20 protein-coding genes are annotated in these 20,005 nt (G+C 66.8%); 9 read left to right on the forward strand and 11 right to left on the reverse strand.

The window, feature by feature from the left end; translation table 11 throughout:
• Window positions 1-15: 15 nt before the first annotated feature.
• Both ACFC4D_RS28610 and ACFC4D_RS28615 read left to right on the forward strand, forming a co-directional pair.
• Window positions 16-2,424, forward strand: a complete 2,409-nt coding sequence (locus ACFC4D_RS28610) for a LuxR C-terminal-related transcriptional regulator (protein ID WP_376068032.1) — start codon at window positions 16-18, stop codon at window positions 2,422-2,424.
• A gap of 211 nt (window positions 2,425-2,635) precedes the next feature.
• Window positions 2,636-4,045: a DUF1254 domain-containing protein gene (locus ACFC4D_RS28615; RefSeq protein WP_376068034.1), complete on the forward strand. Its 1,410-nt coding sequence runs from the start codon at window positions 2,636-2,638 to the stop codon at window positions 4,043-4,045.
• A gap of 85 nt (window positions 4,046-4,130) precedes the next feature.
• Here ACFC4D_RS28615 and ACFC4D_RS28620 read toward each other — a convergent pair whose 3' ends face one another.
• Both ACFC4D_RS28620 and mca read right to left on the reverse strand, forming a co-directional pair.
• On the reverse strand, window positions 4,131-4,397 hold the full coding sequence (locus ACFC4D_RS28620) for a hypothetical protein (RefSeq protein WP_375965274.1): 267 nt from the start codon (window positions 4,395-4,397) through the stop codon (window positions 4,131-4,133).
• A complete protein-coding gene (gene mca, locus ACFC4D_RS28625) occupies window positions 4,394-5,308 on the reverse strand; it encodes a mycothiol conjugate amidase Mca (RefSeq protein ID WP_364640539.1) in 915 nt (304 codons plus the stop codon). The genes ACFC4D_RS28620 and mca overlap by 4 nt, the downstream gene beginning before the upstream one ends.
• Window positions 5,309-5,462: 154 nt before the next feature.
• Here mca and ACFC4D_RS28630 point away from each other — a divergent pair, with 154 nt between their 5' ends.
• Window positions 5,463-5,879 carry a DUF4307 domain-containing protein gene (locus ACFC4D_RS28630; protein WP_375965272.1) on the forward strand — a complete coding sequence of 139 codons (417 nt, stop codon included), beginning with the start codon at window positions 5,463-5,465 and terminating at the stop codon, window positions 5,877-5,879.
• 248 nt (window positions 5,880-6,127) lie between these two features.
• Window positions 6,128-6,622, forward strand: a complete 495-nt coding sequence (gene greA, locus ACFC4D_RS28635; protein ID WP_364640331.1) for a transcription elongation factor GreA — start codon at window positions 6,128-6,130, stop codon at window positions 6,620-6,622.
• 197 nt (window positions 6,623-6,819) lie between these two features.
• Here greA and ACFC4D_RS28640 read toward each other — a convergent pair whose 3' ends face one another.
• A complete protein-coding gene (locus ACFC4D_RS28640; RefSeq protein WP_364640334.1) occupies window positions 6,820-7,965 on the reverse strand; it encodes a cystathionine gamma-synthase in 1,146 nt (381 codons plus the stop codon).
• 92 nt (window positions 7,966-8,057) lie between these two features.
• Between ACFC4D_RS28640 and ACFC4D_RS28645 the strand changes: the two genes are divergently transcribed.
• Both ACFC4D_RS28645 and ACFC4D_RS28650 read left to right on the forward strand, forming a co-directional pair.
• Window positions 8,058-9,233: an acyl-CoA dehydrogenase family protein gene (locus ACFC4D_RS28645; RefSeq protein WP_375965269.1), complete on the forward strand. Its 1,176-nt coding sequence runs from the start codon at window positions 8,058-8,060 to the stop codon at window positions 9,231-9,233.
• A 94-nt stretch (window positions 9,234-9,327) separates the two neighbouring features.
• Window positions 9,328-9,672 (forward strand): DUF6401 family natural product biosynthesis protein, encoded by a 345-nt coding sequence (locus ACFC4D_RS28650; protein ID WP_364640340.1) that lies wholly within the window; start codon window positions 9,328-9,330, stop codon window positions 9,670-9,672.
• A gap of 68 nt (window positions 9,673-9,740) precedes the next feature.
• On the opposite strand, the gene ACFC4D_RS28655 is transcribed toward ACFC4D_RS28650, so the two are convergent.
• From ACFC4D_RS28655 to ACFC4D_RS28680, 6 genes are all read right to left on the reverse strand, one after another.
• Complete coding sequence (locus ACFC4D_RS28655; RefSeq protein WP_376068036.1) at window positions 9,741-10,703, reverse strand: hypothetical protein; 963 nt, start codon at window positions 10,701-10,703, stop codon at window positions 9,741-9,743.
• Between the two features lie 237 nt (window positions 10,704-10,940).
• Window positions 10,941-11,558: a transglycosylase SLT domain-containing protein gene (locus ACFC4D_RS28660; RefSeq protein ID WP_375965263.1), complete on the reverse strand. Its 618-nt coding sequence runs from the start codon at window positions 11,556-11,558 to the stop codon at window positions 10,941-10,943.
• Between the two features lie 522 nt (window positions 11,559-12,080).
• Window positions 12,081-12,353 (reverse strand): hypothetical protein, encoded by a 273-nt coding sequence (locus ACFC4D_RS28665; protein ID WP_376068038.1) that lies wholly within the window; start codon window positions 12,351-12,353, stop codon window positions 12,081-12,083.
• Between the two features lie 49 nt (window positions 12,354-12,402).
• Window positions 12,403-12,771, reverse strand: a complete 369-nt coding sequence (locus tag ACFC4D_RS28670) for a hypothetical protein (protein ID WP_376068040.1) — start codon at window positions 12,769-12,771, stop codon at window positions 12,403-12,405.
• Window positions 12,741-13,886, reverse strand: coding sequence for an AbrB family transcriptional regulator (locus ACFC4D_RS28675; protein WP_376068042.1), 1,146 nt, complete (start codon window positions 13,884-13,886; stop codon window positions 12,741-12,743). Before ACFC4D_RS28675 ends, ACFC4D_RS28670 begins: the two co-directional genes overlap by 31 nt.
• Before the next feature lie 249 nt (window positions 13,887-14,135).
• On the reverse strand, window positions 14,136-15,524 hold the full coding sequence (locus ACFC4D_RS28680) for a cystathionine beta-synthase (RefSeq protein ID WP_375965257.1): 1,389 nt from the start codon (window positions 15,522-15,524) through the stop codon (window positions 14,136-14,138).
• An 81-nt stretch (window positions 15,525-15,605) separates the two neighbouring features.
• On the opposite strand from ACFC4D_RS28680, the gene ACFC4D_RS28685 reads away from it, so the two are divergent.
• The 3 genes from ACFC4D_RS28685 (at window position 15,606) to ACFC4D_RS28695 (ending at window position 17,854) form a co-directional block, all read left to right on the forward strand.
• Window positions 15,606-16,064: a hypothetical protein gene (locus ACFC4D_RS28685; protein ID WP_364641844.1), complete on the forward strand. Its 459-nt coding sequence runs from the start codon at window positions 15,606-15,608 to the stop codon at window positions 16,062-16,064.
• 110 nt (window positions 16,065-16,174) lie between these two features.
• The gene (locus ACFC4D_RS28690; RefSeq protein WP_375965252.1) at window positions 16,175-17,392 is read left to right on the forward strand and encodes an acetyl-CoA C-acetyltransferase; all 1,218 of its coding nucleotides are present in this window, start codon (window positions 16,175-16,177) and stop codon (window positions 17,390-17,392) included.
• Between the two features lie 138 nt (window positions 17,393-17,530).
• A complete protein-coding gene (locus ACFC4D_RS28695; protein WP_375965249.1) occupies window positions 17,531-17,854 on the forward strand; it encodes a DUF1330 domain-containing protein in 324 nt (107 codons plus the stop codon).
• A gap of 61 nt (window positions 17,855-17,915) precedes the next feature.
• Here the strand turns inward: ACFC4D_RS28695 and ACFC4D_RS28700 are convergent, their stop codons facing one another.
• Both ACFC4D_RS28700 and ACFC4D_RS28705 read right to left on the reverse strand, forming a co-directional pair.
• Window positions 17,916-18,827 (reverse strand): Bax inhibitor-1/YccA family protein, encoded by a 912-nt coding sequence (locus ACFC4D_RS28700; protein ID WP_364641853.1) that lies wholly within the window; start codon window positions 18,825-18,827, stop codon window positions 17,916-17,918.
• A gap of 223 nt (window positions 18,828-19,050) precedes the next feature.
• On the reverse strand, window positions 19,051-19,977 hold the full coding sequence (locus ACFC4D_RS28705; protein ID WP_376068243.1) for an LLM class F420-dependent oxidoreductase: 927 nt from the start codon (window positions 19,975-19,977) through the stop codon (window positions 19,051-19,053).
• Window positions 19,978-20,005: the final 28 nt, after the last annotated feature.

The raw sequence follows: 20,005 nt of genomic DNA on the forward strand, positions 1-20,005 counted from the left end.
ACACAGTGCGAGCCGGTGATCCGGAGCGAACTCGACATCCGTTTCCTCCCGGCGCACCCCGGCAAGGGTGCGCATATCGTGATACTTCGCGGCCCCGCGGGCAGCGGAAAGACCGTCCTGCTCCAGGATTGGATCGAGCGGCGCACGCGACCCGATACCGCGGTCGCCTGGGTGACAGTCACCCCGGCGCTCGATCGGGATCCGACACGGTGGCCGGAGACGACCGCGGCCCTGACGGCGCGAGACACCCCGGCGCTCCTGGTGATCGACGATGCGCATCTGCTGTCCCACCCCGATCTGCTTGCGGCACTGGAACATCTGATCCGGCACGCGCCGCCGACCATGACGGTGGTGATCTCCGGCCGCTGCGATCCGCCGCTGCGCTGGCATACGCTCAATACCCACGACCGGCTGAGCAGCATCGACGCCGAGGATCTGAGGCTGACCGGAACCCAAGTGGCGCAACTGTTCCGGCAGCATGGCTGTGAACTCGAACCCGCCGTGCTGGATCGGGTGCTGGAACTGACCCGGGGCTGGGCGGCGCTGACACGAATCGCCGCCATCGCGCTCGCGAGCGCCGGACAGGATCAGCACGCCGCCCTGGCGGAGCTGGCGCGACCGGCGCAGCCGGTGGCGGACTTCCTGATTCGGGAGACGCTGTCCGGACTCGAACCCCTCGAACTCGAATTCCTCATGCGCACAAGCACTCCCGCGCGCTTCACCGAGGAGCTCGCCGACGCGCTCTATGGCGCGCGCACCCACGAACTGCTCGACGCGCTGACCCGGGCGGGCGTACCGATCACTCGCGCCTCCGCCGCGGGCGAACTGTGGTTCGAATACCCGCCGCTGCTGCGCGCCCACCTGAAGGCGGAGGTCCACCGCCGCAACGCATCCGAGGTATCCGAACTGCGCGGCATCGAACGGGACTACCGACGCCGCTTCCTGCGCGAACGCGGCGTCGCGCTCGTTCTCGACGGGCGCGGCTCCGAACTGTTCGGCGAGTTCGCCGCACCCGGTTCCGCATTCGCCGACGATCCGTTCATCTGGCGCCTGCGCGCGGTCGACGCACTGACCCGCGGCGCGGACAGCGCGGAACTGACCTATCTCGATTTCCGCGGCGCACAGCCGCATTCGGAATCCGACTGCGTTCCCGCGACCTGGCTGGCGGCCCTGGATTTCGCCATTGCCGCCGATACCGCCGTCACCACCGGCTCCGGTGTCACCGAACTCGACCCCCTCGATGCCTTCGCCGCCACCGGCAACAGCGATATCGACTGTTACGTCTACGTGCAGTACGGCACCGCCATGCTGTTGCGCGGACGCTTCGAACAGGCCGCGGCACTGCTGAAGTCGGCGATCACCATCTCCGAGCATTTCGCCCGCCCACGCCTGACACTGCGCGCGATGGCCCGGCTCGCGGTCACCGTCGGCTATCAGGGCTCGCTGACGGCCATGTGGACGATCGCGGAGCAGGCCGTCGAATTCGCCCGCCGCAATGACATTCTCGACTCACCGGACGCGCGCCGCGCACTGACCGCCGCCGGAATGGCGCATGCCGTCCAAGGTGATGTGTGGGATCAGCGCATCGTCGGCGACCTCGCCGCGGCGGCGGGCGCACCGGTTCCACCGGGCCTGCCGGTCGACGCCCTGCCGACCGAAATCGATTGGCGGCTACTGGTATGCGTCGCGACGACCGGTGAGCACGCTGCGGTGCGGGCCCTGCGTTCCGGTCTGGCGGATCTGCTGCGGCGCGGTCCGCAACCCGCGATCGGCTCGGCACTGCTGCTGGTGGCCACCGTCGGACAGCTCATTCGCCTGCGCGAAATACGCTCCGCCGAGGAACTATTGGCCACGGCGCGGCCCGCCCTGGGCCAGACCGCGGAATTCACCGTGGCGCAGGCGATCATCACGACGGCGGCGCATAAGTCCCGCTCCACCCGGGCCATTCTGGAACCGCTACTGCGGCAATCGGATTCGATGCATCCCCTGACCGCCGTCACCGGCTGGCTGCTCTACGCCGAGGCCCAGCATCGTCTGCGGGTGCCCGCCAAGACCGTCGCGGCGCTGGAGGCCGCACTGCGGATCTCCGCGCCCGAACGGCTCATTCGCCCCTGGCTCAATCGCCCGCTGGCGGTCGAACTGCTCGATATCCATCTGGGGCAGTTCGGTCGCGGCGATACCTTCGCCGAAGTGGTGCGCCAGCATCCCGCGACCGTGCGGCAATATCCGGCGCCGAACCTCACCGAGGCGGAATGGCTTGTGCTCAAACATCTTCCGTCCGGGCGCACCGGTAATCAGATCGCGGCCGATCTCGGGGTGTCCATCAATACCGTGAAGACGCATCTGCGCGGGGTGTACCTCAAGCTCGGCGCGAACAGCCGGGGACAGGCCGTCACACGCGCCCGCACCATCGGACTGCTCTGACCCGGCTGCCGGTGGCGAGGGGGTGACCTATGCGGTGACCGATACCCGGACCAGCGCCTTCGCATGCGAGTTCACACCATCCGGGTGAGGCGCGCGGACCCGATCCGGCGGAATAGTCGGTGCCGTCAATCCAGATCGTTCACACAGTGAGGTGCGCAATGAGGTGCTCGATATCGATGACCGGCGAGCTACACCGGCACGGAGGCTCGCGATGAGCCGGACGGCGCGCGGTGCCGGGGTGGGCCGCCGATCGCTGCTCGTCGGCGCGGGCGCGCTGGCGGTGACCGCGCTCGGGCTCGCGGCCTGCGGGAAGTCCGAATCATCCTCGGGGACAACGACGTCCAAGGCGAACGAGGACGATGCCGCCATCGCGTCCGACGCCTACGTCTTCGGTTATCCGCTGGTGATCATGGACGTCACCCGGGAGACCAGCGCCCCCGCCAACCGCTTCGAGAACTCGCGCACGCTGCCGGACGCGGCGAACCGGTCACTGGTGCGCCCGAATCAGGACACCCTCTACTCCAAAGCGTGGCTGGACCTGCGCGCCGAACCGGTGGTGGTGCAGGTGCCCGCGATGGAGCCGGACCGCTACTGGCTCATGCAGGTCATGGATATGTGGACCGATGTGGCCCAGAACCCCAGCAGTGTGCGGCCACAACTGAAATCCGGGGCGGTCACCGGCCCGTTCACCTACGTCTTCACCCCGCCGGGCTGGACCGGAACCCTCCCGCCCGACCTCACCCCGATGCCGCTGCCCACCCCGCAGGCGTGGATGCTCGGCCGCATCGAGGTCAACGGCGCGGCCGACCTGCCCGCCGTGCACGCGATACAGGATCAACTGAAGATCACCCCGCTGAGCGCGTGGATCCGCGAACCCGGCGTCGGCAACCCGGCGGCCGAGACGCCCGCGCCCGCCGACCCCGTCGATATCGTCGCGAAAATGGACGGCCGTACCTACTTCGATCGCCTGAACGCACTCATGGCCATCGACGCCCCCGCCCCCGCGGATGCCCCGGCGCTACAGCGATTCGCCACCATCGGGATAGCCCCCGGCGGCACCGCCGACAAACTCTCCGCCGCCCAGCTCGACGCCGCCGTCACCACCGGACAGCAGCGCGTCACCGACTACCACGACGCGTCCACCGCCACCATCAACGACTGGAACTTCCCCGGCGTGGCGGGCCGCTACGGCACCAACTACGACCAGCGCGCCTACGTCGCCCGGATGGGCCTGGGCGGCAATGTCCCCGAGGACGCCATCTACCCCACCTACTACGGCACGGCCGACGGCCCGCACACCACCTTCCACATCCACTTCGCCCCCGGCCGCCTCCCCCCGGTCGACGCCTTCTGGTCCATCACCGCCTACGCCGCCGACGGCTTCCTCATCCCCAACCCCGCCGGTGTCTACTCCGTCGGCCACCAGATCCCCGTCGCCCGCAACCCGGACGGCAGCGTCGACATCCTCGTCCAAAACGCCCGGCCCGCAACGGAATTCGTCACCGCCAACTGGCTCCCCATCCCCGAAACCGGCAAATTCACCCTCACCATGCGCCTCTACGCGCCCCAACCCGATGCGATAAACCACATCTGGCAACCACCGACCGTCACTTCGTCCTGATCGCGAAAACGCCCGCCTCGAATCCCGAGGCGGGCGTTGGTCATTCGCTGCGACGCGGCCGAAAACCGTTCGGCGCGTTACCCGGTCAGCTGGTGGTGGACTCCGGCTTCGGGGCGTCCTGCTCCTGCTTGATGATGCCCCGCTCGGTGCCCTCGTCCGCTTCCTGATCCGGTTCCGGATGTTCCGGGGAGAAGGTGGCGGGCAGGTTCTTCAGGTGGCGGTTCATGCTCACCACCAGCAGGACCGTGCCGACCAGCAGCACCAGCACGATCACCAGGCCCAGGGGGGACGCCTTACCGAATTCGGGTCCGGTGGGGGCGTTCTGGGCCTGGGCGAGCAGGGTGAGCATCATCGGGTGGCGTCCTCAGTGTGGGCAGTCTCGGTGTCGGCAGCGTCTTCGGTGTCGGCATCGTCGATTCCCGCGAACAGGTCGGTCTCCGGGATGGCGGTGCGCACCCGGGTCTTCGCGAGCTCGAATTCCTCTGTGGGCCAGAGCTTCTGCTGCAGATCGACCGGGATGGCGAAGAACGCGCCATTGGGGTCGATCTGGGTGGCGTGCGCGCGCAGGGCGTCATCGCGCTGCGGGAAGTACTTGGCGCATTCGATCTGGGTGGTGACCCGGCCCATGATGTCACCGCGATCGCGGGCGTAACCGCGCATGCGATCCATCCACTCCTGCATGGGGAACGGCTCGCCGCGGCGCTCGTACTCGTCCGCGAAGATCTCCAGGCGGGCCAGGCTGAAACCGTGGTTGTAGTACAGCTTCAGCGGCGTCCAGGGCTCGCCCGCGTCCGGGAAGCGTTCCGGATCGCCCGCCGCCTCGAACGCGGCGACCGAAACCTGGTGGCACATAATGTGATCCGGGTGCGGGTAGCCGCCCATCTCATCGTAGGTCGTCATGACGTGCGGCTTGAATTTCCGCACCACGCGCACCAGCGCCTCGGTGGCCTCCTCCAGGGGCACCAGCGCGAAGCTGCCCTCCGGCAGCGGCGGTAGCGGATCCCCTTCCGGCAGACCGGAATCCACGAAACCGAGCCACAACTGCTCGACGCCGAGCACCGCCGCGGCGGCCGCCATCTCCTGGCGGCGGACCTCGGAGATGTTCTCCTTGATACCGGGCGTATCCATGGCCGGGTTGAGGATGTCACCGCGCTCGCCACCGGTCAGGGTGACGACAAGAACGTCATTGCCCTCGGCGGCATAGCGCGCGGTGGTCGCCGCACCCTTGCTGGACTCGTCGTCGGGGTGCGCGTGTACCGCCATGAGGCGAAGACCACTCACTTCTCGTTCACCTCACCGATCACTGTTTCACCTCATCGCTCTCCGCCAGATCCAGGCAGGGGGTGGCCGATCTCCATTCCCTATAGTTCCATCCGACCGTCAATTGTTCCGACCTACCCCCCGGGAGCGTCCAGTCATGAGCGAAAGACCGGCCGGCCGGTACGGGACAGCGCGCCGCCAGACCCCCCGCTGGCTCATGATCGCGATCAGCGCGGTGGTGCTCATCGCCGGTCTGGGCGTCGCCTACGTGGGCTACAAGCAGTACGGACCCAAGGACATCGAACCCGATCGGCTCGGCTACACCGTCGTCGACGACGCCACCGTGAGCGTGGATTTCAAGGTGACCCGCAAGGACCCCGGCAAACCGGTCGTTTGCATCGTTCGCGCCATGACCGCCGACAGCGAAGAGGTCGGCCGCCGCGAAGTGCTCATCCCCGCCTCCGACAGCGGCACCGTCCGGCTGCAGACCACCCTGAAAACGACCGCCCGGGCCGGCGCGGGTAATGTCTACGCCTGCACCGATGACGTACCGGCGTATCTGCGCGCCGGGTGAAAAGTCCGGTACTCAACGCGCTTTGACGCCTCTACCTGCATCTTTGCGATTCGTGCTAAAATAACGCAACACACGGTTCCGGGGTTCGGAGCCGTGTTTGCTGCATTGACGGCCGGCGCTGTCGGGAACCTCCCCCAGGATGGCTCTGGCTGTCCGCTGTTGTCATGCCTGCCCTCGGGCGGGTTTCGGCAACGGATATCAGGGAAATCCCGGCATGCGCCGGGGACAACTACTAGGGAGTGATCGAGATGACTGAGACGAACGTGACCTGGCTGACCCCGGAGTCGCACGAGAGGCTCACGAGCGAACTCGGCGCGCTCATTGCCAACCGTCCGGTCATCGCGGCCGAAATCAATGAGCGCCGCGAAGAGGGCGACCTCAAGGAAAACGGCGGCTACCACGCGGCACGCGAAGAACAGGGCCAGCAGGAAGCCCGCATTCGCCAGCTACAGGAGCTGCTGAACAACGCGAAGGTCGGCGTCGCCCCGACCAAGTCCGGCGTCGCGCTGCCCGGATCCGTCGTCAAGGTCTATTACGACGGCGACGAGAGCGATACCGAAACCTTCCTCATCGCCACCCGCGAAGAGGGCCTCGGCAATGCCGACCTGGAGACCTACTCCCCCGCCTCCCCGCTGGGCGGCGCCCTCATCAACGCGAAGGTCGGCGAGACCCGCGAATACACCCTGCCCAACGGCAACACTATGAAGGTGACCTTGGTCAGCGCGGAGCCGTACCACAGCTAACCCGCCTCCCCGCGCCTTTAGCGCACGGCTGAGAGCCGTTGACCGTTAGGGACGCGTAGTAGCGGTCAGGCGCGACAACAATTTCGGGGGTACCCCAGGAGTTACCCCGACGCTTACGAAATCAGTTGTCACGCTGGCAAACGACGAAGCGCCGCACCGGAATCCGGTGCGGCGCTTCGTTTTTAGTTATGCAGCTATCAGGCGAGCGCTTGCTCTATGTCGGCGAGCAGGTCGCTGATGTCCTCGATGCCGACCGAGAGGCGGACCAGGTCGGCGGGGACCTCGAGGAGGGAGCCCGCGGTGGAGGCGTGGGTCATGGCGCCGGGGTGCTCGATGAGCGATTCCACACCGCCGAGGGATTCGGCGAGGGTGAAGAGCTTGGTGCGGGCGCAGAAGTCCAGGGCCGCTTCCTTACCGCCGTGCACGCGCACCGAGATCATGCCGCCGAAGCGGCGCATCTGCTTCTGCGCGACGGTGTGCCCCGGGTGCTCGGGCAGGCCGGGGTAGATGACCTGCGCGATCTTCGGGTGATTGGCCAGGAATTCGGCGATGGTCTCGGCATTGTCGCAATGCCGGTCCATGCGCAGCGCGAGGGTCTTGATACCGCGCAGGGTCAGGAACGCGTCCATCGGACCGGGCACCGCGCCCGCGCCGTTCTGCAGGAACGCGAACTTGGCGTCCATTTCCTGATCGTTGGTGATGAGCGCGCCGCCCACCACATCGGAGTGTCCGCCCAGGTACTTGGTGGTCGAATGCAGCACGATGTCCGCGCCCAGCAGCAGCGGCTGCTGCAGGTACGGCGAGGCGAAGGTGTTGTCCACCACCAGTTTCGCGCCACCGGCGTGCGCCACCGAGGCCAGCGCCGAGATATCGCCGATATTCAGCAGCGGATTGGTCGGGGTCTCGATCCACACCAGCTTGGTGTTCGGCCGCATGGCCGCGGCCACCGCGTCCGGATCGTTCACATGCGCCACCGAGTACTCGATGCCCCACTGGGTGAACACCTTGTCGATGAGCCGGAAGGTGCCGCCGTACGCGTCATCCGGAATGACCAGGTGATCCCCGGGCCGCAGATTCGCGCGCAGCGCACAGTCGGTGGCCGCCATCCCCGAGGAGAAGGCCCGCCCGTAGGTGCCCGATTCCAGCGCCGCGAGATTCGCCTCCAGCGCGGTCCGGGTCGGATTACCGGTGCGCGCGTACTCGTACCCGCCGCGCATCCCGCCGACGCCGTCCTGGGCGAAAGTCGAACTCGCGTAGATGGGCACGTTCACCGCACCGGTCTGAGGGTCCGGATCGAACCCGGCGTGCACCGCCCGTGTGGAGAAACCCAGCTGATCGCTCATACCCCACAGCCTAAGTCGCTGCGTATTCGCCCCTGCGCGCGGGCGGGTACCGGATCTCGCCGACAGCGGCGGCGGCATCCTAGGCTGTGGGCATGGTCACCGTAGACGAGCTGTTCGCCATCGATTCTCTGCTCAGTGATGAGGAGCGGGCTATTCGCGATACCGTGCGCGATTTCGCGGCGGAGCGGTTGCGGCCGCATATCGCGGACTGGTTCGAGGCGGGGACGTTCCCGGCCCGGGAGTTGGCCCCCGAACTGGGGAAGCTGGGGCTGCTCGGCATGCACCTGGAGGGATACGGCTGCGCGGGGACCTCTGCCACCGCGTACGGGCTGGCCTGCCTGGAGCTCGAGGCGGTGGATTCCGGTGTGCGGAGCATGGTTTCGGTACAGGGCTCGCTCGCCATGACGGCGATTCACAAGTACGGGTCCGAGGAGCAGAAGCAGCGCTGGCTGCCGGGGATGGCGGCGGGACAGCTGCTCGGTTGCTTCGGATTGACCGAGCCGGATTTCGGATCCAATCCGGGCGGAATGCGCACGCGCGCAAGGCGAGACGGGGACGACTGGATCCTGGACGGATCCAAGATGTGGATCACCAACGGATCCGTCGCGGATGTGGCGGTGGTGTGGGCACAATCACGCGAAGGTGAGCGAGACACCATTCGCGGCTTCGTAGTCCCCACGGACACACCGGGATTCAGCGCCAACGAAATCCACCGCAAGCTGTCGCTGCGCGCCTCCATCACCGCCGAACTGTCCCTGGACGGGGTGCGGCTGCCCGCCGACGCCATGCTGCCCGAGGCGCGCGGGCTCACCGCACCGCTGGGCTGCCTGTCCGAGGCGCGCTTCGGCATTATCTTCGGCGCGCTCGGCGCGGCCCGCGACTGTCTTTCCGCCGCAATCGATTACGCGCGCAGCCGCGAGGTCTTCGATAAGCCGCTCGCCGCCTATCAGCTCACCCAGGCCAAGCTCGCGGATATGGCCGTCGAACTCGGCAAGGGACAGCTGCTGGCGCTGCACCTGGGCCGCCTCAAGGATCAGGGCGTGATTCGCGGCGAACAGATCAGCGCGGGCAAACTGAACAGCACCCGCGAGGCCATCGCCATCGCCCGCGAATGCCGGACCATCCTGGGCGCCAACGGCATCAGCCTCGAATACCCGGTACTGCGGCACGCCAACAACCTGGAATCGGTGCTCACCTACGAGGGCACGGCGGAGGTGCACCAGCTGGTGCTCGGCGAGGCGCTCACCGGATCCAAAGCCTTCCGCTGAGATCCGTCCACGATCTCGGAGACGATCCCGGCGACAAGTGCGCTATATCTCACAGCGGGTGCCGCGCATGCCGGGCGGCGGCTAGCATGACCAGGTGTTTTTGCCCGGCTCCGCGTTGCTCGTCGTCTCGGCGCGTAAGACTTTGAACCGCCTGCAGCGCACACACGGAGCTCCGGCCGTCGAGGCCATGCGCGAGTTCCCGGGTGTGGCCGCGCAGGTGGATCAGCATGCCGCCGCCATTCGGGACATTCTCGAAGTGGGCGTGGAGAATTCGAGCGTCGTCCCGGTGAGCGTACTGCTCGCCGGATACGCGCGCGGACTGCTCGAGGACCTGCGCGAGACGGGGTTGCAAGCGCCGTACGACTCCGAGGATTGGCAGTGCGCCGAATGGGTGCATCTGCGCCTGGCCGCGGTGTGCGCGCTCGCCCGCGGCGAATGACAGTTCAGGACAGTGAAACGGCCCACGTACGCGAAGTACGTGGGCCGCTTCATTTCCCCTGGTGAATGTCAGTACCGACCGGGTTGACCGCCGCGGTCCGGCATATCGCCACCGCGATCGGGCATCTGACCCTGCGGGCCGGGCTGGCCATAACCCTGCTGCCCGTAACCCTGCGAACCGTAACCCGGTGAGCCGACGGGCTGTTCGGCCCATTTGCCCGGCGGCATCTGCTGTCCGCCCATGGGCCGCTGACCACCCTGCTGCGCCATCATCGCGCGCTGCTGTTCCATCGCCTCGCGCTGGCGGGCCGCGTCCTCGCGACCGCGCTGGAACGCCTCGGCATGACCCTTCATCTCGGGCATCTCACCCTCGATGGTTTCCAGCCAGCCTTCCCAGCGCTGCTGCATGGGCCGGATCAAGCCGCCGCCGACGCCGACCACCAGCACACCGCCGATGACCGCCAGCACCGTGATGAGAATCGGCATGGTGACCGAGGTCGCCACCCCGATCTGATTGAGCGCCGCGATAATGCCGACGCCCCAGATGAACACCGCCGCAATGCGTCCCATCATGCGGCCGTAGGACAGACCGCTGAGCATATTCGCGATCATGTCCATCACCACGGTGGCGATGGCGCCCGCGACGCACACGATGATGATGGCCACGGCCAGCCTGGGCAGCCAGGACACGATGCCGTCCAGCATGGTGCTGATCGGATTCGGCCCGAACACACCGAATCCCAGTTGCAGCGTGATCAAAAGTATTGCGTAGTAAGCCAATTTGGCGATGATGCCGACCGCGTCGTAGCTGCTGCGCGCGAGCATGTCCTTGATGCCGCCGCGTTCGACGAGCCGGTCGAAGCCGACCTGATGCAGAATCCGAGTGACCAGCCGGGCGACGAGCTTGGCGACCAGCCAGCCGATGATCAGGATGGCGAGGAAGCCCGCGAACTTCGGCACGAACGTGGCGACCGAACTCCACGCGTCCGAGAGGCCCTGCTGGATATCGATAGCCAAACTCGAGGTGTGCATACCCCGTCCCTTCGCTATCCGTTCCGGCCGGGTTGCCGGAACTTGCTCCAAGGGCGGTTATACCCGTCGGCGATCATGAGATTCGTCGGTTTGCGAAATAGTTGCCAAATCAGGTGCCTGTGATTTGCCGAACGGCTCTTCGGAAAAGCCGAAACCCTCCCGGAGCGGATGCTCCGGGAGGGCTCTGACGGGGTCTTACCGGCTTTTCACAGGCTGATCGGAGTCAACCGGACGGGCTCAGTACGCGCTGTTGACGTTGTCCATCGAACCGTAGCGCGCGGCGGCATAGTTGCAGGCGGCCACGATGTTCGCGACGGGGTTCCAGACATCGAACGGGGTGCCGTCGACGTGGTACGCGGCGAAGGTCGGGTCGATCACCTGGAGCAGGCCCTTGGACGGGATGCCCATGGCCGCGTTCGAGTCGTACAGGTTGATCGCCTGCGGGTTGCCGCTGGATTCGCGCAGGATATTGCGGAGGATGCCCTCGTAGCTGCCCGGGATGCCGCGCTGGGACATGATGTCCAGCGCCTGACGGATCCAGCCGTCCAGGTTGTCCGGGTAGGACGGGGCGGGCGGCGCGACCGGGACGACCGGAGCGGGCGCGGGGGCCGGCATCGGGGCGGGCACGGCGGCGGCCGGGGCGGGCGCGGCGGGCTGCTCATTGGCCGGGACGTGCACGGCGGGAGCGGCCGCGGCGAGGGTCTGCTTCAGGGCGACCGGGTGCACGTCGCCGTTCGCGGCGCCGGCGGCGGTGATAATGGAGCCGAAGACTCCGAGAGCAAGGGCGGCGGTACCGGCCGTACGGGCGGCGGCAACCACCTTGCTACGTCTAGCAGGGTCACGCAGAGCAGTCATGGCGTTCGTGGGCATGGCGAATTTGGATTCCTGTTCGGTTTCTGGGCTCGCAGGCCTGGAAAAGGCAGCGCGGAACCAGGCGGGCGTCTCTCGACGGGCACCGGTGGCGCTGGGGCTGTTTCGCGTTGCTGTTGTGAGACCCATTGCGGGCCAGGGAAACTCGACGCTCTAGGAGACTTGCGAAGTACGTGCCGGCCGCTTCGGGCCGCGGCGCCTCATCGCACCGTTGTCGTGTTCACGTTCCGCATGTGTGTCGACATCTCCTTGCGTCAACCAGACTTGTGGTCTGTTTCCAACAAGGTCACAGCTTGATTGCGCTTGGTTAACACAGCCTGAACCAAAGTTGAACAGAAGGTAAATCGGCTAGCTCGGCAACCCAAGGACCTGCATTAATACAAGCACTGACCTGGTGATTCAATTCAAACTAGTAAGTGTTTTAGATCACAGAAGAATTTAGACCCTAATTGCCGATATACCCGGATTGGCCGTTTTTTCGGCGTTTCGCGTGCCCTTAGCGAGTATTCAGCAACCACCGATCACAGGCCAATCACGGTGATCATCAAAGAAAACGCACCGAATACGATCCGCGAAATCACGCTGTGACCGGCTCATTCGGCGCACTACGCCCGACATATGGCATCGATCCGGGTCGCCGAGGTGCTGGCGGCGCTGTCCCTGACCACCGACCTGGCCACCGGAATGCCATTCGAAAAGGGCCTGGCCATCTGCCTGGTCGCCACCGCCGTCGCCGAACGACTCGGCCTGGACGAGGCCGACCGGCGCGTGGTGTTCCACGCCGCACATGAGCCGATTCGGAGAGTGGCTTCCCGGCGTCCAGACGGCGCTACGAGACCGTTTCGTTACCGAAGCGCCCCGAGGCGCCCCCGCGGCCGTCCGATCCGTCTGTGAGGTCAGCAGGGCCCTGGGACCGCGCGGCGGCGAGGTTTCGCTCGCCGGGCGCATCCTGCACCTGGCCGAACAGACCGTGCTGGCGTCCGCGACCCGGGACCGCCGGGGCGTGCTCGCCGAACCCCACCGCCGCGCGGGCGGGCACCTGGATCCCGATCTGGTCGCCGCCTTCGCCGCCGATCCGGAACCGGTGTGGAGCGCACTCGACGAGCCCGATCTGCTGACCGCCGTCGTGCGGGCCGAACCGGGCCGCGCGGTCGTAATCCGGGCGGTTCAGGCAGCCCGGTCCGAACCGGGCTGCCATGCCGGGGCGGGTACCGGCGTGGGCGAGCCGAATCTGCGCAGGGCGCGCATCAGCAGCGGGAGCATGAGCATCATGAGCAGTAGCCGGATGGTCTGCACACTCGTGATGAGCGGCAGGTTCGCGTTCATCTTGTCGGCGGTCGCCAGCACCGCGTTGATACCGCCGGGGGTGGTGGCCAGGTACAGGTCCGACATCTCCAGATCGACGAAATAGGCCAGGCCCAAAGCCAATCCGGCCACCAGCACCGAGAGCGCGAGCACCGCGGCGGTCATGGCCGGGATCATCCGCGCCATCTCGCGCACCACCCTGCGGGTGAAGCGGGTGCCGACATCGAAACCGATGAGCACGAACAGCAAATCCTTGAACAGATGCGTGGGCGCGTAACCGTGGCTGATACCGGTCGCGGTCAGCACCGCGGTGAGCAGCATCGGACCCAGCAGCGCCGCATTGGGCAGGCCGATCCGGCGGCCCACCCATATCCCCAGCACGCACAGCATGATCGCGGTGGAGATGCCCGCGACCTGATCGCCGCGGCCGACGATCATCCAGTACGGCAGATTCGGATCCGTCACCGAACCGCCGAGAGTCGCTGTGCTGTAGGCGATTCCCTCTTGATCATCGAGCAGTGCGGCGACCGCCGGTGCGCTCAGCGCGACCAGCGCCACCCGCAGATACTGCATGAACGCCACCCGGCGCGGATCGGCGTCGAGTTCATCGGCGGCGGCCACCACCGCGGCCGAGCCACCGGCCAGCATCCCCAGCGTCGCGGTCGGAATATCCACCTTGGTCACCCGCGCGAACACCAGCGCGACCCCGACACTCAGGAAGATGGTCGCCACGGTCACCGCGGCCACGGGCAGCAGATCCCACCCGATCGAAGTCAGCAGCGATATCTGCAGATAGCTGCCCATGACCACGCCGAGCATGCCCTGCACACCCAGATTGACCTGCACCGGAAGCGGTTTCGGCAGCCGCCCGCTGAGCGCGAGCGCGGCGCCGACGACGATCGCCAGAATCATCTGCGGGGCGGGAAACCCGACCCGGTCCAGCAGTGCCGCACCGGCGAGCACCGCGCTCGCCAGTGCCACCCAGGTGAGCGCCTGCCTCCAGTTCATACGAGCCGATCCTGCCCGCCGCCCATGAACGGACAGTAACGCACCAGTTACCTACCCCGCAGCCCCGCTGTGAGTTCTGATGCATAAACGAATCCCCAAGTGCGAGGCCACAAATCACATCGGAGTAATTCACCGTGAGAAGCCCCACGCCAAGCGCCTGATCCAGCAGCATCCCCGCAGCGAAGACACCGGAATAAACAACGCCCGCCGCACCGAATCGGTGCGGCGGGCGCAAAGTGCTTACCGCTCTTAGCTGAGCACTCCGTCGCTGAGGAAGCCCAGCAGATCGTGGCGGGTGATGACGCCGACCGGCTTGCCGTCGTCGACGACCATCAGCGCGTCGGTGCTCTCGAGCAGTTTGGTGGCGGCCGAAACCGGTTCGCCCGCACCGATGAGCGGGAAGGCCGCGCTCATATGCTGTGCCACCGAATCGGTGAGCTTGGCGCGCCCCTCGAACACATCGGAGAGCAGATCGCGCTCGGTCACGCTGCCCGCGACCTCGCCCGCCATCACCGGCGGTTCCGCGCCGACGACCGGCATCTGCGAGACGCCGTATTCGCGCAGGATCTCGATGGCATCGCGCACGGTCTCCTGCGGATGCGTGTGCACCAGGTCCGGCAGTTCACCGGACTTGCCGCGCAACACATCTCCCACGTGTACCTCGGCGGTGGACCCGTCCAAGCGCGAGCGCAGGAAGCCGTAGGAGCTCATCCACTGATCGTTGAAGATCTTGGACAGGTAGCCGCGGCCACCGTCCGGGAGCAGCACCACGACCACGGCATCGGGATCGCGCTCGGCGACCTTGAGCGCCGCGACCACGGCCATACCGCAGGAGCCGCCGACCAGCAGGCCCTCTTCGCGGGCGAGGCGGCGGGTCATCTCGAAGGAGTCGGCGTCGGAGACCGCGATGATCTCGTCCGGGATGGCCGGGTCGTAGGCGGACGGCCAGAAGTCCTCGCCCACGCCCTCGACCAGGTAGGGGCGGCCGGTGCCGCCGGAGTACACCGAGCCCTCGGGATCAGCACCTATGACCTTGACCTTGCCGCCCGAGATCTCCTTCAGGTAGCGGCCGGTGCCGGTGATGGTGCCGCCGGTGCCGACGCCCGCCACGAAGTGCGTGACCTTGCCCTCGGTATCGGCCCAGATCTCGGGACCGGTGGTCTCGTAATGCGATTCCGGACCGCCCGGGTTGGAGTACTGGTTCGGCTTCCAGGCGCCCTCGATCTCGCGCACCAGGCGATCGGAGACGTTGTAGTAGCTGTCCGGATCCTCCGGCGCGACCGCGGTCGGGCACACCACGACCTCGGCGCCGTAGGCGCGCAGCACGTTTCGCTTGTCCTCGGAAACCTTGTCCGGGCAGACGAATACGCACTTGTACCCGCGCTGCTGGGCCACCAGGGCCAGGCCGACGCCGGTATTGCCGGAGGTCGGCTCGACGATGGTGCCGCCGGGCTTCAACAGCCCGGCCTCTTCGGCGGCATCGATCATCTTGACGGCGATGCGGTCCTTGGAGCTGCCACCGGGGTTCAGGTACTCGACCTTCGCCGCGACCAGTCCGGAGTTCGGGCCCACCACGGAGTTCAACCGGACGAGGGGGGTGTTTCCGATCAGATCGACGACGGAGTCAGCAATGCGCATACCCCTCATCGTTGCAGAAAGGAGATGGGGGCTTGCGCGCACGTCGGCGATCTCACGGTCGCGGGAAATTACCATCGCCGCATGAGGACGCCGACCCGTGTGCGCGCTGCCCTGCTGCTCGGTTGCCTGACCGGGGCGACCATGATCGTTTGCGCGCCCGCGGCGCAAGCCCGGACCGTCGAATTCCCCCAGGTGCCGACCATGTTCCGGGACGGACTGTGCGGCGGCAGCGTCCGGGTCTGGACCGATACCGATCCGAACTGGCCGGGGCGAGCGATCTTCAATGTGCGCGCCACCCCGATCGTCGGCTACGGCCCGGGCGAGTACAGCTTCGCGCCGCTGTGCGAGAACGTGACCACGGTCGCCTGGCGCAATATGAACACCGGGGCCACCGGCGAATACCGGGTAACCGTCGTCGCGGGCATCTACGGCAGCATCCAGTACGCGCAGTACCAGGACACCGGCCCCGGGCACATCGTGGTGACCTCCTACACGGACATGGCCAACATCCCCCAGCGGGGCGAGTTCGACGTGCAATGAGGGATATTTCACCGTTCAGTCATTGGGATACCGGCATACCGGATGTTTGACGCGGAACACACCCGTCGTAGATTCGAAGTGGTTCAACCCCCTGCACTTAAGGAGTCCTCATGGCTGAGGCCGTTATCGTTTCGTACGCCCGCTCGCCCATCGGCCGCGCAGGCAAGGGTTCGCTCGTGGGTATGCGACCGGACGACCTGGCCGCCCAGATGGTGCAGGCCGCCCTCGACAAGGTCCCCGGCCTGGCCGTGAGCGATGTCGAAGACCTCATCCTGGGCTGCGGCCAGCCCGCCGGCGAGGCCGGTTTCAATATGGCCCGCGCGGTCGCGGTGCAGCTGGGCTACGACTACCTGCCCGGTGTCACCCTGAACCGCTACTGCTCCTCCTCGCTGCAGACCACCCGGATGGCCTTCCACGCCATCAAGGCGGGCGAGGGCGATGTCTTCATTTCCGCCGGCGTCGAGACGGTTTCGCGCTTCCCGAAGGGCACCGCCGACGGCTGGCCGGACAGCCACAACCTGACCTTCGCCGACGCCGAGGCCCGTACCAAGGCCACCGCCGAGTCGAACGCCACCTGGACCGACCCGCGCGAGAACGACCTGCTCCCGGACGTCTACATCGCCATGGGCCAGACCGCCGAGAACGTCGCCACCTTCACCGGCATCTCGCGTGAGGACCAGGACCACTGGGCCGTGCGCTCGCAGAACCGCGCCGAGGATGCCATCAAGTCCGGTTTCTTCGAGCGTGAGATCACCCCGGTGACCCTGCCCGACGGCACCGTCGTCACCGCCGATGACGGCCCGCGCGCCGGCACCACCTACGAGAAGCTCTCGACGCTGAAGCCGGTCTTCCGCGCCGACGGCACCGTCACCGCCGGTAACGCCTGCCCGCTGAACGACGGCGCCGCCGCGCTGGTCGTCATGAGCGACACCAAAGCCAAGGCGCTGGGCCTGACCCCGCTGGCCCGCATCGTGGCCACCGGCGTCTCCGGCCTGTCCCCGGAGATCATGGGCCTGGGCCCGATCGAGGCCGTGCGCAAGACCCTGAACAACGCCAATATGACCATCGGCGATCTCGACCTGTACGAGATCAACGAGGCGTTCGCGGTGCAGGTGCTGGGTTCCGCCCGCGAGCTGGGCATGGACCACGACAAGCTGAACGTCTCCGGTGGCGCGATCGCGCTGGGCCACCCGTTCGGCATGACCGGCGCCCGCATCACCGCCACCCTGATCAACAACCTGCAGACCCAGGACAAGCAGTTCGGCCTGGAGACCATGTGTGTGGGTGGCGGCCAGGGCATGGCGATGATCATCGAGCGCCTGAGCTGACAGCCCCCGAGACTCGTTGAACGGTCCCGCACTTCGGTGCGGGACCGTTCTTCGTTATTACCTATGAGGTAATCGACTTCGCTACCTCGGAGCGGAAAACTGAAGAGCACCAACGCAGTACCACTCCAGGAGCGCGAGATGCCCGGTTACGCCATTGCCCATCTGTACGACGTCGACGCCAACGCCGATATCGTGGAGTACCTCGAGCGCATCGATTCGACCCTGGCCCCGTTCGGCGGGAAATTCCTCGTGCACGGCGGGAATCAGCTCTCGGTGGAGGGGCCGGAGCACGCGTTGGCGGTCGTCATCGAATTCCCGGACTACCAGGCGGTTCAGGACTGGTATCGCTCCGAGGCATACCAGGCGATCCTGCCGCTGCGCACCGGGAACGCCCGTGGCACAGCGATTCTCGCGGAGGACTGCGGTAAGGACCACATCGCCACCGATGTGCTCGAAGGCTGAGCTCGGCGCAAACGAAAGGGCGGGTACCGGAAACCGGTACCCGCCCTTGGCGTTTCGAGCGCTAGTTATTGCTGTTGAAGTACGACAGCAGGCGCAGGATCTCGACGTACAGCCACACCAGGGTGACGGTCAGGCCGAATGCCACGCCCCACGCGGCCTTTTCGGGCGCACCGGCGCGGATCATCTGATCGGCGGCGTCGAAGTCCAGCAGGAAGCTGAAGGCCGCGATGCCGATGCAGACCAGGCTGAAGATGATCGCCACGGTGCCACCGTCGCGCAGGCCGAAGCCACCCGGGGTGAAGAAACCGGCGATCAGGTTGCCGAGCATGAGCACCAGCACGCCGATCATGGCGCCGACCATCATGCGGGTGAAGCGCGGGGTGACGCGGATCGCGCCGGTCTTGTAGACGATCAGCATGCCGAAGAACACGCCGAAGGTGCCGAGCACGGCCTGCGCGATCAGCCCGGAGCCGCCCGCGCCGCCGAACGAGATATTGGTGAACATGAACGACAGCGAGCCGAGGAACAGGCCCTCGAACGCCGCGTAGCTGAGCACCAGGGCCGGGTTGTACTTACGCCCGAAGCTGACGACCATGGCCAGCACGAAGCCGATGAGCGCGCCGCCCAGGGCGAGCGGTGCGGCCAGGCTGTGGTTGGCCGAGGTGAGCGCGTACGAGATGATCGCCGCGACGGTGACCACGCCGAGCGTGATGCCCGTCTTGGTGACGACATCGTCGATGGTCATGGGCCGGGTGGTCGGGACCGCGGGCTGGTAGGGCTGCTGGTAGCCGCCACCGGTGGGCGGGTACATGGGCGGCTGCGAACCATACTGCGTCTGCCCGTACTGCGGGGGCTGCTGACCGTACTGAGGTGCGGACGGCCCGGCTCCAGTGGGGGCCGAGCCGAAGCCGGCGTAGCCGCCGTTCTGCTGCGGCGACAAGTTCCGGAAGACCGGGTTGGAAGTGGTGCGCAAGGCGCTTCCCTTTCTGGAGTCGCGGCCCACGAATGTCGTGGCCTCGTTCTACCTGTCCAACGTGAGGTGGCTATGGCGAGTTCCCGAACCGCCACGGATCGGACACAGTGGACTTTACCCGAGCTTTACCCTGTATGCCGACCGGTCGGCCCGGAAATACGCCCGATCCGGTCACCCGGCCGGGCCCGATCGGCACGCGAACCCGGCACTCGAGACGGTTGGCTCAGCCCAGCCGGCTCATCACCCGATCGGCGATCAATTCGAGGTGGTCAAGGTCGTTCAGATCCAGAATTTGCAGGTAGACGCGAGTCGTACCGGCGATCTCGGCATAGCGGCCGATCTTGTCGACCACTTCCTCCGGGCTGCCCGCGAGACCGTTGGCCTTCAATTCGTCCACATCCCGGCCGATCGCCGCCGCGCGCCGCTCTACCTCGGCGTCCGTCGCGCCGACACAGGCGACCAGGGCATTTGAGAAGGTGATCTCCTGCGGATCCCGTCCGGCCTCCTTGGCCGCGCGGCGCACCCGCTCGAACTGCTCGGCGCAGGTCTCGGCGGATTGGAAGGGGACATTGAACTCATCGGCGTACTTCGCCGCGATGCGCGGGGTGCGCTTGGCGCCCATGCCGCCGATGACCACGGGGATCTTGGACTGCGCGGGCTTGGGCAGGGCCGGAGAGTCCTTCAGCGTGTAGTGCTCGCCGTCGAAGCAGAAGGTCTCCCCCGCCGGGGTGCCCCACAGCCCGGTGATGATCGCCAGCTGTTCCTCGTAGCGCGGGAACTTGTCGGCGGGGAACGGAATGCCGTAGGCGGTGTGCTCGCCCTCGTACCAGCCTGCGCCCAAACCGAATTCGACGCGGCCGCCGGACATGGCGTCGACCTGTGCGACCTGGATGGCCAGCACGCCGGGCAGGCGGAAGGTGGCGGCGGTGACCAGGGTGCCGAGGCGGATCCGCTCGGTCTCGCGGGCCAGACCGGCCAGGGTGATCCAGGCGTCGGTGGGTCCGGGCAGGCCGTCGGCCGAGCCCATGGCCAGGTAGTGATCGGAGCGGAAGAAGGCGTCGTAGCCCAGGTCCTCGGTGGCCTTGGCCACGCTCAGCAGGGTGTCGTAGCTGGCGCCCTGCTGGGGTTCGGTGAAGATACGAAGATCAATTCGTCCCATGTACCCCATTGTGCTGTCG

Origin of the sequence: Nocardia sp. NPDC056000, assembly GCF_042269265.1 — a bacterium.
GTDB lineage: Bacteria > Actinomycetota > Actinomycetes > Mycobacteriales > Mycobacteriaceae > Nocardia.